The sequence below is a fragment of the Ruegeria sp. HKCCA4633 genome (genome assembly GCF_013034605.1).
Taxonomy (GTDB): domain Bacteria; phylum Pseudomonadota; class Alphaproteobacteria; order Rhodobacterales; family Rhodobacteraceae; genus Ruegeria.
Genome location: NZ_WQGJ01000001.1, coordinates 1 through 16,549 on the forward strand (window position 1 = coordinate 1; position 16,549 = coordinate 16,549).

Here is a 16,549-nt window from a genome sequence, read left to right on the forward strand (position 1 = left end):
TGGCTCCGGCGGTAGGGATCGAACCTACGACCAATTGATTAACAGTCAACTGCTCTACCGCTGAGCTACGCCGGAACTGAGGCGCGTATAGCAATCGAATTCCCGGTCGTCCAGTGCAGGCCGCAAGTTTTTTCGAAAAATTCAGCAGCAACAAAGCGGGGTCCAAAAACTTGTCAAACAGGAGGGATCAGGGCGGCGCTGAGACTGTGCAAATGCTGCTATCAAATTGCGCGTTTTTGTGTTTTGAAGAGCGCCATGCCGCCAAAATCTGGTGTGGCTTCTGTCTGGGCATAGCATGTTCCCGAAAAAGGTCTCGTTGCGGTCGCTACAGCGAAACTTGCACGGGAATACGTGTTAATCCGCCTTAGTACGGTTGATCCCACTCGCTGAAACTGTCGGACTTTAGGCTTGAATCGTGGAATTCAACAGGAGAACGCATTGAAAGTGAACGAACTTGAAAAACCTGTTCTAACCATGCCGGAAGACGCGCAAAATGTGCTGCGCGAAAACTACGAAGCGGCCTCTGTGATTCTAGAATACGGCTCTGGCGGATCGACTGTTTTGGCCTCAGAAATGCAAAACAAAACTGTGTTCAGCGTAGAAAGTGACCGAAGCTGGACCCGAAAAATGAGGCGCTGGTTTCGCGAAAACCCACCCAACACCGGGACCGAAGTTAATATATCCTGGGTTGATATCGGTGACACCAAGAAATGGGGGTTTCCGGCAAATCAAGACAAATCAGGACGGTATCCCAGATATCCTTTGTCAATCTGGCAGAGCGAGGGGTTCAAGCATCCGGATGTTGTGCTCGTCGATGGCCGGTTTCGAGTCGGCTGTGCTTTGGCCACCGCATTCAATATTACACGGCCCGTGACCCTTCTTTTTGACGACTATGGAGATCGACCGCGAATGCAAGCAGCGGAAGAATTTCTAGATGCACCAGAACTTGTCGGCCGCATGGCTATATTTAGGATAGAGCCCATGCAAATCCCGGCGGATCGCCTTATTCGGGTTATTCGCCTGCTAACGGTACCCTGAAGCGACGACTGAAGTGGAAATTGATTGGATAATCCAAAGAGCGCCGGAAAACGCATACTGATATAGCAGTGGACGAAAGTACGGGCTCTCGACCGATCTATTTGTCAACTGCTTGGATTGTCAGGATTATTGGCTCCGGCGGTAGGGATCGAACCTACGACCAATTGATTAACAGTCAACTGCTCTACCGCTGAGCTACGCCGGAACTGAGGCGCGTATAGCAACCCGGATTCCCGGCGTCCAGAGGGGAAGCGCGCGAAGCATGAAAAAATTTTGACCTGTTATGCGACGCGATGAAAAACCGCCGAGGCAAACATTCTACCGCGCGAAAGGACCCTGTTTTTCCCATTCAGATCAACAAGGTGCGCAAAGACGTTGCGTTCCGCGGCGGGCAGCAGGGCGGCGGGTGTTTCGGTATAGATACGCTCGGCCAACTGCCGGGCCGTGCCATCTGCCTGTTCCAGAGCCGCCAAAATCTGTGCCTCACGGGATTGTCTGTGTTGGATCAACCAATCCAGACGTCCGGCAGGGTCTGTGATTGGCGCGCCGTGCCCTGCATGAAAAACTGACCAGGCGCGGGCGCGCAGGCGGTCGCAGGCCGCCATGAAGTCCGTTAAATCTCCGTCCGGGGGTGAGACCAAAGAACTGGCCCAACCCATCACATGGTCAGCTGTGAAACAGGTGTCCTGCCAGCCGAGCGCAATATGATTTCCCAAGTGACCCGGGGTGTGGATGACCTCCAACTGCCAGTCATTTCCGTCAATGACTTCGCCGTCTGCAACCTCAACATCAGGACGAAACGTGGTGTCGATCCCTTCGCCGCCCCCTGTCATACCTTGCGCGACCAAACGGGTCATGACATCGCTTCGCCCGGCCTCTGGTCCGCCGAAGGCATAGATCGCTGCGCCTGTCCGCTTCGCCAGTGGGGCGGCAAGCGGTGAATGATCCAGATGCGTGTGCGTCACGATGATGTGGCTGATTCTCTGCCCAGGAGTCAGAGCATCCAGAATAGCGTTCAGATGCGCCTCGTCTTTGGGGCCAGGGTCGATCACCGCGATGTCTCGGTCTCCCAGCAAGTAGGTGTTGGTGCCACGATAGGTCATGGCTGAGGGATTCGGGGCCAGAATACGTCTCAACCCGGGTTGCAGATCGACCGCAACACCTGCGGGTGGGTTGAAATCGTCAGGTGCCTGCATTCTGTGCTCTTTCTCTTATCCGGACGGCCCGCTAGGTTTAGCCTATGTCTTCGCAATGGCTCAAACCCTATCTGCCTCGCAGCCTCTACGCCCGGGCAGCCCTGATTCTGGTTCTTCCGGTGATCGTGCTGCTGCTGGTGGTGGGTATTGCCTTTATCCAAAAGCATCTGGAAGACGTTACCGGGCAGATGACCCGCGCGGCGTCACGCGAAGTGACTTTGATCACGACGATGATCGCCGATGCCGAAACGCAGCAGGACGCTCTGGCCGTTGTGCGCCCCGATTTGCGGGCCCTTGAAATGCAGGCGCGTTTTCTTGACGTGAACGAAGAACCGATGATTGGGGCGCGGCGCTGGTATGATTTCATCGCGCTACAGGTCCAGTCCGACCTTCAGTCAAACCTGCCCGATCTAGTGGCTGTCGCCTTGCCGACAAGTCGCGAAGCGCGGGTGTATTTGCAGACACATCTTGGGGTATTGCAGCTGACCTTTGATCGGCGCAGGTTGTCCCCAGTCGCGCCGCATCAGTTGATCGTGACAATGGTATTTTTCGCCGTGATCATGACTTCGATTTCCTTTCTATATATGCGCAATCAATTGCGGCCGATCACACGTCTGGCCGATGCGGCGCAGGCCTTTGGGCGTGGAAGGGTCGTGCCCTATACACCCGGCGGCGCCATCGAGGTTCGTGCGGCAGGAAATGCGTTCCTGGACATGCGCGCCCGGATCGAACGTCAAATCGAACAGCGGACGCTAATGCTGTCGGGTGTCAGCCATGATCTGCGCACACCGCTGACGCGATTAAAACTTGGACTGTCTATGCTGCCCGAAGACGAGGCCGCGCCTTTGCAGCAGGATGTGACGGAAATGCAGTCCCTGCTTGACGCGTTTCTGGATTTCACGCGCGGAGCTGCGGAAGGCTCCCCAGAAGAGGTGCAGCCAGATGTTTTCATTCGCCAGATCGTGGAGGATGCCAAACGCGCCGGGCATCAGGCCGAGCTGATTGGGGTTGAGGGGCAGGGGGCAGTGCTGCTGCGCCCTATGGCCATTCGCAGGGCCGTTGAAAATTTGATCGGAAATGCGGTGCGCTATGGATCACGGGCTGACGTCAGCTTGACACTGAATCCCAAGTCCATGCGTATCCGTGTCGAAGATGATGGCCCGGGTATTCCAGTCGAGGAACGCACCGAAGCGGTCAAGCCTTTCACGCGGCTTGATCCGGCACGGAATCAGAACAAGGGCAGCGGAGTAGGTCTTGGTTTGGCGATTGTGGCGGACATTGCCCGTGCGCATGGCGGTACATTGCGCCTGGCAAAAAGCGAGCGTTTGGGCGGTCTTTGCGCGGATATTATCATAGGTCGATAGCAACACGCCTTGTTGCTAAAAAATGCATGCAATTTTGTGCTTTTGTATAAGCATGTCATTCTGACCCCAGTTTTCCAACGACGTGGGGTTCAGAGAAAATGATTAAAGCAGCTCTCAGCAATATCGAGAAAATAGTCGTTACCGTCACTTCATTGTTTGCTCTTGTTCCGATTACGCAATTCGCGCGGGAAGCCGAAGACCGAAAATTCGAACGTATGGCCAGCTTCATTGCGCTTGGCGACACCTGCAGCAGTTGGATGCAGGAAGAAGTGATCCAGGGTATGGCGTTTGAGTTAAAGCATTTTGTCAAAGAAGACGCAGACGAATTCGCACCAATTCCAGTTCAGGTCAGAGCAAATCAGGTGATCTATTGCTCATATGTTCTAGATTACTTCCAGGCCGAGTTTGCGAAAGTTTATGGCCCGCCAGATCCGGATCAGGACTATTTCGAACCAACTGCTGACGAATACTTGGCCATGCTGTATGACGCATCACATTGGTCCGTTCCGATCGACTTTGAAGACTATCTGGTCACGATCCGAAACCTGCCAAATTCAGCCGGGACACACGCGTTCTATGAAACGCAGAGTCCTTGGTGGCTGGCTGATAGTGTAGAAGAGTTTCTTAAATACTAGCGCCCGAGGTTTAACTTGCAGACAGGCCGCAGGTTGCTCCGAATTGTGGGGCTGGGCTTAGGATGTGTCACCTAATACCCATACCAACACCCCACAACCGTGACGGTATGGAAGTCGCTACTTGATCGCCGCTTTGATAGGCAGTTTGAGTGTGACAGCGTGGATGCAACGGTTCAGAAATTCTCTTTAAGAATAATGCTGTCCGAGAATAAAAACCACGCAACAGGAAGTGAGGTAACGATGTCAAATTAAACCAGACAAACAGATGGCGAGCCCTGTGTGTGGATTGCGACGACAATGAATCGCAGCGGTGTGATCCAGTCCATCCTTCGCAAGGAGTTTGGGTTAAGCTGGAGGGAAAAGCGCTCGGCGGACCATGTTGAATGGTCAAAAAGGATGGTTCAGGAGTCCGCTCTTGGTTGGAAGCGGGGGGATATCCTGACAAAAGAACAGGTTGGCGAGGTTTGGTACTTTAACTCCAAAGCTGAATATTACACCGCACCGTTCATTAGTGGCGGTGGCTATCCCTTGGTGTCTGAATTCACAAAGGCGGTATTGGAGCAGTTTGATCTGGGCAATACTGTTTTTCACCCATTGAAGCTGATGGATTCGACCGAGTCCCATCTGACCACATCCGAGCCATATTATTTTCTGAACGTGGGCAACAAACGCTCCATGGGCAACTACGATGCTCTAGGGCCAGAAGGTGATATTCGTTCGCCTCTCGATAACATCGGAAACGGAATCCGGTATCTGCCCAGAAGCAGTCGCGAATCTGAACTCGTCGTTGTGCCGGAGGCAATGGATGGTCCTGATATTTGGGTTGATCCGCTGGTACCCAAGCTCTTGTTTTTGTCTGACCATCTCGTTGCCGGTTTGAAAGCTGCGGGCGTCGACAAGGGCTGGGGTCTTGTTCGCTGCCGTGTCGGCACGCTCTGATATCTGACTTAATTCTCTAGAATATTTGAACCAGAAGGCATTTATCCATGGGTGAATACACTTTTAATGTCCATCATATTATTCCCCGCAAAGTGTTTAGGTCGTGTTGACAAAAGGGATTCACATCGGGCTTTGGGCATGATTCAAGCTAACATCTGCGATGGAGACCAGCTTGGCACGAGATTTGATGTCGGACGAGGAGTGGGCGTTCTTTGAACAGTTCATTCTTTCCGTTCGCGCCCCGAATGGGCGAAAACCTACCAACCACCGCCTTGTTCTTGACGGCGTTTTCTGGATAGCACGTACCGGCGCGCCGTGGCGGGACCTTCCTGAAGAGTTCGGGAAATGGTCGAGTGTCTATCAACAGTTCCGGCGTTGGACACTTGCCGGCCTCTGGGAACAGATCCTGGAGGCGCTGATCGAGAGCAGGATCGTTCCAGATGCCCTACAAATGGTCGACAGTACCGTGGTTCGCGCCCATCATCAGGCAGCGGGCGCTAAAGGGGGACTCCGCGACAGGGTTTTGGTCGCTCAAAGGGTGGCTTTACGACCAAGATCCATCTCCGGGTGAATGCGGTCGGTCTGCCGATGAGAACTGACATCACACCTGGCCAGACGTCCGATTATCTTGGCTTCGATCTCATCATGGACGACAATCTGCCGGAACCTTTAGTACTGCTGGCGGACAAGGGGTACGATGCCGACAGCACTCGCGACCAAATGCGCAGCCGATATATCCAACCTGTGATCCCAATGCGGAAGTCGCGAAAGAAGCGCGTCGGTGTTGATCGCCCACTGTATCGACTACGGAACCTGGTTGAGAGATGCTTCAACAAGCTGAAGAATGCCCGCCGTGTCGCGACACGTTACGACAAAACTGCTGAAAGCTTCCTCGGCTTCGTCGATATCACGTCAATCCGCATATGGCTCCGCCATTTGTCAACATGACCTAGTCACGGTCGCTTCCAGATTGGGAAGCGGCAGCGCATGTTTGGGCAAAAGCCCACGGGTTGAATCGAAGAATCCAGTGGTATTCAAGATTACAAAGCTCAGCTCGTGGATCTGCGTTCTCGCCGATGCGTGGCGAAACCCCAAAACCATAGGGCGGCTATCAAAGAGTGGCTGGAGAGAAATGACATTCCGGCACTGGAAAAACGGCCAGGGTGGTTTGAGGTGGATTCGATAAAAACTACTGAGTTCGTTGGGTAGTACATTATATATGTGGCTGCTTCATTTTGAGCCGCATATCGTACCCCGCCGGTGTATTATTTATATAAAACAATAACGTAGCGGTGATCTTGGTAGGCCCGGCAGGACTTGAACCCGCAACCAAAGCGTTATGAGCGCTCTGCTCTAACCAATTGAGCTACAGGCCCGCCACGGCGTCTTGCCTATCACGGTGAACGCCCGCGTCAAGCCTGACCGTTGCAACATGATGCACAATCGACTAACCCGCCCGCAAAGCATTCATGAGGGACCGACCATGACAGCGGGTAAGAACGGAATCACCTATGCCGATGCAGGCGTGGATATTGACGCGGGCAATGCTCTGGTCGATCGGATCAAGCCCGCCGCCAAACGGACCAACCGCCCCGGCGTGATGAGCGGGCTGGGTGGCTTTGGCGCATTGTTCGATCTGAAAGCAGCGGGGTATCAGGATCCCATTCTGGTTGGGGCAACCGATGGCGTGGGCACCAAGCTGCGGATTGCAATTGATACTGGCGTTGTGGATGGGGTTGGCATTGATTTGGTGGCCATGTGCGTCAACGACCTGATCTGTCAGGGGGCCGAACCGCTGTTCTTCCTGGACTATTTCGCCACCGGAAAGCTGGATACCGACACGGCAGCGCGGATCATCGAAGGCATTGCCGAGGGTTGCGCGCAATCCGGCTGTGCGTTGATCGGGGGCGAGACGGCTGAGATGCCGGGCATGTATCCCGATGGTGACTTTGATCTGGCCGGGTTCTCGGTTGGTGCGATGGAACGTGGTGCGGATTTGCCCGCTGGTGTTCAGTCGGGTGATGTGCTGCTGGGCCTGGCCTCGAACGGGGTGCATTCCAACGGTTATTCGCTGGTGCGTAAACTGGTTGAGCTGTCTGGGCTGGGCTGGGACGCGCCGTCGCCCTTCAGCGCTGGCACCTTGGGTGAGGCTTTGCTCACGCCCACACGCCTCTATGTCAAACCGGCGTTGGCTGCTGTCCGCGCCGGTGGTGTTCACGCGCTGGCGCACATTACAGGCGGTGGTCTGACCGAAAACCTGCCGCGTGTGTTGCCCGAGGGGTTGGGGGCCGAGATCGATCTGGACAGCTGGCAATTGCCGCCCGTCTTCAGCTGGATGGCGGAAACTGGCGGTATTGTCGAAGCCGAAATGCTCAAGACCTTCAATTGCGGTGTTGGCCTGATTGTCGTGTGCGAAGCAGACAAAGCGGATGAGCTGTCGATCTTGCTAAAAGACGCCGGTGAGACCGTTGCACGGATCGGCACCGTGACTGAGACGCCCGGCGTTGCCTATTCGGGCAAACTGCTGTGAGCCACAAGCGCGTCGCGATCCTGATTTCCGGGGGCGGGTCGAACATGGTGTCGCTGGTCGATAGCATGATCGGTGACCATCCGGCGCGGCCTTGTTTGGTGCTGTCTAATGATGCGCAGGCGGGCGGGCTGAAAAAAGCTGCAGACCGTGGCATTCCGACCGCAGTGGTCGATCACCGCCCGTTCAAAGGGGACCGCGCCGCGTTTGAGGCCGAGCTTTTGAAGCCCTTGCAGGAGGCACAGCCGGACATTGTGTGTCTGGCGGGTTTCATGCGCGTGCTGACGGGGGATTTTGTTTCCAGGTTTCAGGGGCGGATGCTGAACATCCACCCTTCTTTATTGCCGAAGTACAAAGGCTTACATACGCACGCTCGTGCAATTGAGGCCGGGGACGCCGAGCATGGTTGCTCGGTTCATGAAGTCACCGCAGCGCTGGATGATGGCCCGATTTTAGGCCAGGCTCGTGTGCCTGTTGAGCAGGGTGACACGCCGGATACGCTGGCTGCGCGAGTCCTGGTTCAGGAGCATGTGCTCTACCCCGAAGTGTTGCGCCGTTACGCAGAAGGCAACAGGTCGCCCGTCCTGTTGCCCTGAACCCGCTCTGGGTGATTTACACCCGCCCGATATTCGGCCTATGGTCGTCGGTAACGCTCGGGACGAAGAAAATAACGGGCAGTCACAAAACCAAGAGCGATACTAGTACGGCGCATGAAAACCCTGACGACGACGCAAGAGCTGGCCGACTTCTGTAAGGCCGCCGCAAGCTATCCTTATATCACTGTCGACACTGAATTCCTGCGCGAGCGGACGTATTATTCCAAACTCTGCCTCGTGCAATTGGCGGTCCCTTCCGAAGACGAAGACAGCGCGGTTCTGGTGGATCCCTTGGCTGATGAGCTATCGCTGGAACCGCTGTACAAGCTGTTCCGCAACGAAGATGTCGTCAAGGTATTCCACGCCGCTCGACAGGATCTTGAGATTTTCTGGGTTGAGGCAGGTGTGTTCCCCAATCCTTTGTTCGACACACAAGTCGCAGCGATGGTTTGCGGCTTTGGTGAACAAGTCGGGTATGAGACATTGGTGCGCAAAATCTGCAAACAGGGCGTCGACAAGACCTCTCGGTTTACGGACTGGTCTAGGCGTCCGCTGACAGACGCGCAGAAATCTTATGCGTTGGCTGATGTCACCCATCTTCGCAAGATTTATGAACACCTGGCGGCTGAACTTGAAAAGACAAAGCGCAGCCATTGGGTAGGGGAAGAACTGCGGACGTTGACGCAACCCACCACCTATGACATCCGCCCGGAAGAGGCTTGGAAACGGGTAAAGACGCGGACAAACTCGGCCAAGTTCCTGGCCGTGGTGCGGGAATTGGCCCAGTTCCGCGAAGCTTATGCGCAGGAAAACAACGTTCCTCGGAATCGGGTTTTCAAGGATGATGCACTGATCGAATTGGCGTCAACCAAACCCAAAACGCCCTCGGATCTGGGCGGATCGCGGCTGTTGCTGCGCGAGGCAAGAAAGGGCGCGATTGCCGAAGGTATTTTGGCGGCTGTAAAACGCGGGGTGAATTGCCCGGCGGATAAGCTGCCAAAGGTCGATACGTCGCGCGATAAGCTGAAGGTCAACCCGGCATTGGCCGACTTGCTGCGGGTTCTTCTGAAATCCAAGACAGAGAGCTCCGGCGTAGCCGCTAAACTGATCGCCACCAGCTCTGAACTGGATCAGATCGCCGCTGGCGAGCGCGACTTGCCCGCGATGTCTGGCTGGCGGTTCGAAGTATTCGGCGAAGACGCGCTGAAGCTATGCGAAGGCAAGATCGCTTTGGCTGCTAAAGGGCAGGCGGTCAAGGTTGTGTCGCTTTAGAAGGTTTTAGCGCCGTCGCGACTCTAACGCGTTCTGCTGTCCAACCACACGCACCAGTCGAATGCCTTCAAGATCCTGACGACTGACATTCACAGCGTCCGACACCATGCGGGTACGTTCGGATCCTTGAGGTGTTTGCGCGCTGGGATAGTTCACGAGGAACTCAAATTCCATTGTGCCGTTTTTCTCGTTCTCTTCCGAGTTCACACGAACCAGGCGGGCATTGTATGCGCCCTGACGGACAGCCGTTCCCGACGCATAAATGATGGCACCGGTTGGGGTGGGATCGATGCGCAGCTCGTCAATCTGACCGATTGGAATGCTGGTGTCCGCGATATTCGGGCGCGAAAACAGGCCCGTGCCTTGTCTTTGCTGAGGAACCAAAGCGTCAGCTGCGTTAGGGTCCGGCGGCGTTTCAGCTTCTACCGATCTGCTTGAGCCAAACCAATTCGACGGGTTCACCCGAGAATCACGCCAGCCGCTGCATGCAGTCAAGGTCAGCGTGGCGATGATAAGAACGGACAGAGATTTTTGCATGGACCCACAGCTTTTCACACGAATACAGGCAATGGGTTAGCGCAAATTCCTCGCGTTGAAAAGCCACCGCGGGGCTGGACAGCAGGTGGTCGTCGGCATAGGTCACAGTTGGTACCGAAACCAAAAGGATCGCCGCACCATGGCCACGCCCGCCTTTGAAGACATTGTCGAGGATTTCGAGTTTCTGGAGGACTGGGAAGACCGGTATCGCCATGTCATCGAACAGGGCAAGGCGATGGACCCATTGGATGACGCGTTCAAAGTTCCAGCAACAAAAGTGAACGGGTGTGCCAGCCAAGTCTGGCTGCATCCGATGATCGAGTCCGGTGTTTTCAAATTCGATGGCGACAGCGACGCGCTGATCGTGCGAGGGCTCATTGCTGTCCTGCGCTCCTTGTATAATGGTCTGCCCGTAGCCGAAGTGCCCAAGGTTGATGCTGGAGCAGAACTGGCGCGTTTGGGGCTGAATGATCATCTGTCTGCACAACGGTCCAACGGCCTTCGTGCCATGATCGAACGCATACGGCAGGTGGCCCAGGAAAACGCGTAAGGTCAGGTCGGACGGTTTGCCCAATCTGACAGCGTGGTTTCCAAATCGCCATAGCCGGTAAAGCGCCGCTCGAACTCCAAACCCATCCTGTCCGCGCATTCTCGCGCACGTTCCGTGAGGTCCGGATCGTCGATCTGCGCTTGATAGATCAGTTTGGTGTAGTTGCCGAAATACATATCCCGCAGCTCTGGGTGTCGATCCAGACCCAAGGGTTTCCAGACAAAGGCGTCAAATTGCCGGGCCAAAAAGTCGGTCAGGTAAAAGGCCGTGGTCTCATCCTCGCCGCGCGCCTCAAAGGCTTGGTTGCCTTCGAAGAACGAGTAACAATGCGGGCCCTTGACCATCTCGACCCCCAGCTTTTCACAGGCTTGTTGAAGCAGGCCGCCGGTCCCGCAATCTGCGTAGACCACATAGATTTTGTCGAATTGGTCCCGGTGCTTGGCCACAGCGTCTTCCACAGCTTGCGTGATCCGTTCCGGGTGGACATGAAGAATCGCAGGCAGGCATGTCAGCGCCATGTGATCCCAGCCGTTACGCGATTTGATATCCAGAATCTCTTTGGCCAACGCCCCACATGCGATCAGCAGGATACGGCCAGATTCGGTGTCGGTGTAGCCTTTGGTCGTTAGGCTGGCATCATCAGGCAGAGCGTCGTTTGACATTGTGTGGCGTCCTCTGGGGTTGCTCACAGAAGAGGATGAATTTGACCTGCCGGCAAGCCTTGTTCCGACCTCTGATCGTAAACTGCCGACGTCTTCGGTTTGGTCCCGCCAAAATAGGTTGTGGTCAGAGACCTGCGCAACTTAGCGGTCGCGCTTGTTCCAAAGATATAAGCCCGAGCTTCTAAATGAAAAAGGGCCGCCCCAATCGGGCGGCCCTTTTGTGAAAATGTAAGGCGGATTAGCCAGCCAGTTGGTTGTGCTTGCGGCCTACAAAGTCTTTTGCAGTTTCCACTGCAACAGCCGCGTCACGGCAGTAAGCGTCTGCGCCGATGGCTTTGCCAAACTCTTCGTTCAGCGGGGCACCGCCAACCAGAACGATATAGTCGTCACGCACACCTTGTTCGACCAACGTGTCGATAACCACTTTCATGTAAGGCATTGTGGTCGTCAGCAGCGCGGACATGCCAAGAATGTCAGGCTGTTCGGTTTCCAGCGCTTCCAGGTAGTTTTCGACTGGGTTGTTGATACCGATATCAACAACTTCAAACCCTGCGCCTTCCATCATCATCGACACGAGGTTCTTGCCGATGTCGTGAATGTCGCCTTTGACGGTGCCGATGACCATCTTGCCAACGCGTGGCGCGCCGGTTTCTGCCAGCAACGGCTTCAGGATCGCCATGCCACCCTTCATGGCGTTGGCGGCCAGCAGAACTTCGGGTACAAACAGGATGCCGTCGCGGAAGTCATGGCCCACAATGGTCATGCCACCGACCAGAGCTTTGGTCAGAATGTCATAGGGGGTCCATCCACGCTCCAGCAGGATGTTGGTTCCTTCTTCGATCTCTTCTTTCAGACCATCGTAGAGATCGTCGAACATCTGCTCGACAAGTTCGTCGTCGTTCAGTTCGGACAGGATGATGTCTTCTTCGTCGGACATGGGGTATTCCCTGTGCTGGGCGGGCCATCGGCCCGTGGTGGCATTTTTTCCGTTTTGGCCAAAACGTCGCATTCTGACTGTGACGATTGCGACGTCGGTCGTTTCGGGACCGACCTATATGTCAAAAAATCACGTGGCTCGAATGAAAAATCCGCATGATAATCGTGCATTCGGTTTGATCGCGGCTGTTTGGGGCGCTTTCATGAGGAGACTTGTACAAACCCGGGCGCAGGTTTATGTTCCAGGTGGGAACAAAAATAGAACAAAGCGCCAAAATGACTGTTGTACCAACCATAAAGGCCAGAGGAACTAATTCGAACGCCACTGGTCGGTTCGAGCGTTTTGCAACCGTAGCCACCGATGATGGGTGGGAGATTGACGAATCCCCACCGCCTTTGCGCACCGAAACAAGGGACGAGGTGGCGCGCAGTGCGATTACGTACAATCGGTCTCCGGATTTGCCGTTTGATCGATCCATCAATCCATATCGCGGTTGTGAACATGGCTGTGTCTATTGTTTTGCCCGGCCCAGTCATGCCTATCTGGGATTGTCCGCAGGGCTGGATTTCGAAACCCGCCTGACAGCGCGTCCCAACATGAGCTGTGTTCTGCAAAATGAATTGTCGTCCAAGTCTTATAAGGTCGCTCCGCTGGCTATAGGTACAAACACGGACCCGTATCAGCCGATCGAGAAAGATCGCCTGATTACAAGGTCCTGCCTTAAGGTGTTGCACGAGTTCAACCATCCGGTTGCAATTGTCACCAAGGGCGCTTTGATCGAGCGGGATCTGGACATTCTGACTGAAATGGCCAGCCGTGGATTGGTGCGCGTAGGGATCTCGCTGACCACTTTGGATCCCGCTTTGTCGCGTCGGATGGAACCTCGTGCACCGTCACCGCAGCGGCGTCTGCGCATGATCCGCACACTGACCGAGGCCGGGGTTCCGGTGCGTATGATGACATCTCCGATTGTGCCCGGCCTGACGGATCATGAACTAGAGAACCTGCTTGAGGCGGGACAGGAGGCAGGAGCAGATGCCGCCAGTTGGATCATGCTGCGATTGCCGCGTGAGGTGTCGCAGTTGTGGCAGGATTGGCTGGCCGAACACCAACCGGCACGGGCGGAAAAAGTGATGTCCAAGCTGCGCGACATGCACGGTGGGCGGGACTATGACCCGCGCTGGGGCCACAGAATGCGGGGTGAGGGTGAGTACGCCGGAATTATTGCCCAAAGGTTTTCCAAAGCTTGCAAGCGGTTAGGGCTTTCTGTGAAATCTGCCCCTCTACGTTGCGATCTTTTTGAAATTCCGCCGCAACCCGGGGATCAAATGAGCTTGTTCTAAAGCCTAAATACACCCCTGGGCTGACCGCTGAATAATATCGCAAAAGCAATTTCTTATACTGATTTCGAAATGCCCGATTGCAAAAAAGACCCTGGTTAAACCAGGGTCTTAAATATTTGTCGAAGTTTGGAGAATCAGCGGTTTTCGATATCCACGTAATCCCGCAGTGTCTCGCCCAGATACAGCTGACGCGGGCGACCGATCTTGTTCTGAGGATCGGCAATCATCTCTTTCCACTGGCTGACCCAGCCTACTGTGCGCGACAGAGCAAAGATCGGCGTAAACATGGATGTTGGGAAGCCCATCGCCTCAAGAATGATCCCAGAATAGAAATCGACATTCGGGAACAGTTTCTTTTCGGCGAAATACGGATCTTCCAGCGCTTCTTTTTCCAGTTCTTTAGCGACCTGAAGCTTGGGATTGTCGTCAATGCCCAACAGGTCAAGAACTTCGTCTGCCGACTGTTTCATCACTTTGGCACGCGGGTCGAAATTTTTGTAGACACGGTGACCAAAGCCCATAAGACGGAACGGATCGTCTTTATCCTTGGCGCGGGCGATATATTCGGGAATGCGATCAACGGTGCCGATCTCTTCCAGCATTTCAAGACATGCCTGGTTGGCGCCCCCGTGGGCAGGACCCCACAAGCACGCAACACCGGCTGCGATGCAAGCGAACGGGTTCGCACCCGAGGACGATGCCAGACGCACGGTCGAGGTCGAAGCGTTCTGTTCGTGATCCGCGTGCAGAGTCAAAATCCGGTCCATCGCGCGGCTGAGGATCGGGTTGACCTCATAATCCTCGGCGGGAACGGCAAAACACATGCGCAGGAAATTCGACGCGTAGTCCAGGTCGTTGCGCGGGTAAACGAACGGCTGACCGATGTGGTATTTGTAGGCCCAGGCCGCAATTGTCGGCATCTTGGCGATCAGACGGTGCGAGGCAACCTCGCGCTGGTGCGGGTCCGAGATATCGGTCGAATCGTGATAGAAGGCCGACATTGCCCCGACAACACCGACCATGATGGCCATCGGATGCGCATCTCGGCGGAAACCGCGATAGAAATACTGCATCTGCTCGTGCAGCATGGTGTGACGGGTGATCGTGGTTTCGAACTTTTCCAGATCCTTTGCCGCAGGTAGTTCCCCATAAAGCAACAAATAGCAAACTTCGAGAAAGTGCGATTTCTCGGCCAATTGGTCGATCGGATAACCCCGATGCAGCAGCTCACCTTTTTCGCCGTCGATATAGGTGATGGTGCTGTCGCAGCTAGCGGTCGAGGTGAAGCCTGGATCGTAGGTGAAAACCCCGGCTTGTCCGTATAGCTTGCGAATATCAACAACATCAGGGCCGGCGGTCGGGGAATGAACTGGCAACTCGTATTCTTTGCCGTGAACAGTCAGAGTGGCTGTTTTGTTGCTGTCAGTCATAGTCGTCCCTTCTTCAATCATGCGCACGCCGGACAGACCTCCGGCGATACGGGCAACGATTGCGCGCGAACGCGCAATCCGGGTGTTAGCGGAGCAGCGTTACCCGACTATGAAGATTGGGTTTATTTCGCTGCCTCAGAAAGCCGCGCCAAGGTTTCATCCCGCCCCAGCACCAGCATCATGTCAAAAACCGAAGGTGTAACGGCCCGGCCTGCCAGTGCGGCCCGTAGCGGACCCGCCAGCTTGCCGAACTTGAGCTCCTTTGACTCGGCAAAGGAATTCAGGGCCTCCTCCAGCTCGTTCCGGGACCAGCTAGCATTTTGCAGCTGCGGCGTCAATTCCGACAGTATACCATCGGATACAGATGACAGCGCCTTCTCCGCCTTCTCATCCGGGACAATTGGGCGTTGGGTTAGCACAAAATGCGCTTTTTCAAGGAGTTCTGGGAAAGTACGCGCCCGATCCTTGAGGCAATACATCGCACGTTCCAGATCACTGGATTGTGTCGAAGTGAGAGCAGGAAGGTTCGCTGCCGCGAGGTAATCTTCAATTTCCCGCCGCAGCGCAGCATCATCTGAGATTGCAATATGCTGTCCGCAGAGATTTTCCAGCTTTTTCAGATCGAAACGGGCCGGGCTTTTACCGATTCCGTCCAGATCGAACCACTCTTTTGCCTGCGCATCCGTGAAGAATTCGTCATCACCGTGACTCCAGCCTAAACGCGCCAGGTAATTGCGCATTCCAGCCGCGGGATAGCCCATGGCCTGGTATTCCTGCGCGCCCAGTGCGCCATGACGTTTCGACAATTTCTTGCCGTCGGGCCCGTGAATCAGCGGGATATGTGCCCAGACCGGAACGTCCCAGCCCATTGCCTCATAGATCATCATCTGACGCGCGGCGTTGTTCAAGTGATCGTCGCCGCGAATAACGTGGGTGACGCCCATGTCGTAATCGTCGACCACCACCGCCAGCATGTAGACGGGTGTGCCGTCCGAACGCAGCAGGATCATATCGTCCAGTTGATCATTGCGGATGGTGACATCGCCTTGAACCTGATCGCGGATCACGGTCGCACCGTCTTGTGGCGCTTTGATGCGAATGACAAATGGCGCATCGGGATGTGTTGCCGGATCAGCGTCGCGCCACGGGCTGCGGAACAGGGTTGATTTACCTTCGGCCCGCGCCTGTTCGCGGAAGGCGGCGATTTCTTCCTGAGTTGAGAAGCACTTGTATGCCTTGCCTTCGGCCAACAGTTGATGCGCAACCTCAGCGTGCCGGTTTGCGCCCTCGAACTGGCTGATCACGTCACCATCGTGGTCCAGTCCCAGCCATGCCATACCTTGAAGGATTGCGGCAGTCGCTTCAGGTGTCGAGCGTTCGCGGTCGGTGTCTTCAATCCGCAGCAGGAACTTGCCGCCACGACCCCGTGCATAAAGCCAGTTAAACAACGCGGTACGCGCGCCGCCAATATGCAGAAAACCTGTAGGTGAAGGGGCAAAACGGGTGACGACCTGGTCGGACAT

General features: G+C 55.2%; 16 protein-coding genes and 3 tRNA genes. 10 read left to right on the forward strand and 9 right to left on the reverse strand.

Translation table 11 applies throughout. From position 1 onward, the window contains the following. A tRNA-Asn gene (locus GOV85_RS00005) sits at positions 1-75 on the reverse strand. A gap of 369 nt (positions 76-444) precedes the next feature. Here GOV85_RS00005 and GOV85_RS00010 point away from each other — a divergent pair. Continuing rightward, positions 445-1,038: a hypothetical protein gene (locus GOV85_RS00010; protein WP_348540097.1), complete on the forward strand. Its 594-nt coding sequence runs from the start codon at positions 445-447 to the stop codon at positions 1,036-1,038. Between the two features lie 130 nt (positions 1,039-1,168). Here GOV85_RS00010 and GOV85_RS00015 read toward each other — a convergent pair. Together GOV85_RS00015 and GOV85_RS00020 are read right to left on the reverse strand one after the other, a co-directional pair. Further along, positions 1,169-1,243, reverse strand: a tRNA-Asn gene (locus GOV85_RS00015). A 76-nt stretch (positions 1,244-1,319) separates the two neighbouring features. Continuing rightward, entirely contained in the window at positions 1,320-2,234 is a 915-nt protein-coding gene (locus tag GOV85_RS00020; RefSeq protein WP_171173783.1) for an MBL fold metallo-hydrolase, read from the reverse strand. A 44-nt stretch (positions 2,235-2,278) separates the two neighbouring features. Between GOV85_RS00020 and GOV85_RS00025 the strand changes: the two genes are divergently transcribed. The 4 genes from GOV85_RS00025 to GOV85_RS00040 all read left to right on the forward strand — a co-directional run bounded on the left by GOV85_RS00025 (position 2,279) and on the right by GOV85_RS00040 (position 6,120). Continuing rightward, a complete protein-coding gene (locus GOV85_RS00025) occupies positions 2,279-3,598 on the forward strand; it encodes an ATP-binding protein (protein WP_171173785.1) in 1,320 nt (439 codons plus the stop codon). Between the two features lie 98 nt (positions 3,599-3,696). Next, positions 3,697-4,233, forward strand: coding sequence for a hypothetical protein (locus tag GOV85_RS00030; protein WP_171173788.1), 537 nt, complete (start codon positions 3,697-3,699; stop codon positions 4,231-4,233). Positions 4,234-4,530: 297 nt separating this feature from the next. Further along, entirely contained in the window at positions 4,531-5,172 is a 642-nt protein-coding gene (locus tag GOV85_RS00035; protein WP_171173790.1) for an imm11 family protein, read from the forward strand. A gap of 160 nt (positions 5,173-5,332) precedes the next feature. Next, positions 5,333-6,120, forward strand: a protein-coding gene (locus tag GOV85_RS00040) for an IS5 family transposase (protein ID WP_171173792.1) whose coding sequence is annotated in 2 segments (ribosomal slippage) — positions 5,333-5,672 and positions 5,672-6,120 — 789 coding nt in all. Because the reading frame shifts where the segments join, the coding sequence is not laid out codon by codon here. Between the two features lie 351 nt (positions 6,121-6,471). Here GOV85_RS00040 and GOV85_RS00045 read toward each other — a convergent pair. Next, positions 6,472-6,548 (reverse strand) — tRNA-Ile (locus tag GOV85_RS00045). Between the two features lie 107 nt (positions 6,549-6,655). Here GOV85_RS00045 and purM point away from each other — a divergent pair. The 3 genes from purM (at position 6,656) to rnd (ending at position 9,567) form a co-directional block, all read left to right on the forward strand. Next, the gene (gene purM, locus GOV85_RS00050) at positions 6,656-7,702 is read left to right on the forward strand and encodes a phosphoribosylformylglycinamidine cyclo-ligase (protein ID WP_171176150.1); all 1,047 of its coding nucleotides are present in this window, start codon (positions 6,656-6,658) and stop codon (positions 7,700-7,702) included. Continuing rightward, positions 7,699-8,295, forward strand: coding sequence for a phosphoribosylglycinamide formyltransferase (gene purN, locus GOV85_RS00055; RefSeq protein ID WP_171173794.1), 597 nt, complete (start codon positions 7,699-7,701; stop codon positions 8,293-8,295). Before purM ends, purN begins: the two co-directional genes overlap by 4 nt. A gap of 114 nt (positions 8,296-8,409) precedes the next feature. After that, positions 8,410-9,567: a ribonuclease D gene (gene rnd, locus GOV85_RS00060; RefSeq protein ID WP_171173796.1), complete on the forward strand. Its 1,158-nt coding sequence runs from the start codon at positions 8,410-8,412 to the stop codon at positions 9,565-9,567. Between the two features lie 6 nt (positions 9,568-9,573). Here the strand turns inward: rnd and GOV85_RS00065 are convergent, their stop codons facing one another. Further along, positions 9,574-10,104 carry a hypothetical protein gene (locus GOV85_RS00065; protein WP_171173797.1) on the reverse strand — a complete coding sequence of 177 codons (531 nt, stop codon included), beginning with the start codon at positions 10,102-10,104 and terminating at the stop codon, positions 9,574-9,576. A gap of 139 nt (positions 10,105-10,243) precedes the next feature. On the opposite strand from GOV85_RS00065, the gene GOV85_RS00070 reads away from it, so the two are divergent. Then, positions 10,244-10,654, forward strand: a complete 411-nt coding sequence (locus GOV85_RS00070; protein WP_171173799.1) for a SufE family protein — start codon at positions 10,244-10,246, stop codon at positions 10,652-10,654. 2 nt (positions 10,655-10,656) lie between these two features. Here the strand turns inward: GOV85_RS00070 and GOV85_RS00075 are convergent, their stop codons facing one another. Both GOV85_RS00075 and GOV85_RS00080 read right to left on the reverse strand, forming a co-directional pair. Then, entirely contained in the window at positions 10,657-11,316 is a 660-nt protein-coding gene (locus GOV85_RS00075; RefSeq protein ID WP_171173801.1) for a DUF1638 domain-containing protein, read from the reverse strand. A gap of 238 nt (positions 11,317-11,554) precedes the next feature. Further along, entirely contained in the window at positions 11,555-12,253 is a 699-nt protein-coding gene (locus GOV85_RS00080) for a B12-binding domain-containing protein (RefSeq protein ID WP_171090262.1), read from the reverse strand. Positions 12,254-12,528: 275 nt separating this feature from the next. Between GOV85_RS00080 and GOV85_RS00085 the strand changes: the two genes are divergently transcribed. After that, complete coding sequence (locus GOV85_RS00085) at positions 12,529-13,596, forward strand: PA0069 family radical SAM protein (RefSeq protein WP_171173802.1); 1,068 nt, start codon at positions 12,529-12,531, stop codon at positions 13,594-13,596. Between the two features lie 134 nt (positions 13,597-13,730). Here GOV85_RS00085 and gltA read toward each other — a convergent pair whose 3' ends face one another. Continuing rightward, a complete protein-coding gene (gltA, locus tag GOV85_RS00090; RefSeq protein WP_171173804.1) occupies positions 13,731-15,026 on the reverse strand; it encodes a citrate synthase in 1,296 nt (431 codons plus the stop codon). A 122-nt stretch (positions 15,027-15,148) separates the two neighbouring features. Continuing rightward, positions 15,149-16,549 carry a glutamate--tRNA ligase gene (gene gltX, locus GOV85_RS00095; RefSeq protein ID WP_171173806.1) on the reverse strand — a complete coding sequence of 467 codons (1,401 nt, stop codon included), beginning with the start codon at positions 16,547-16,549 and terminating at the stop codon, positions 15,149-15,151.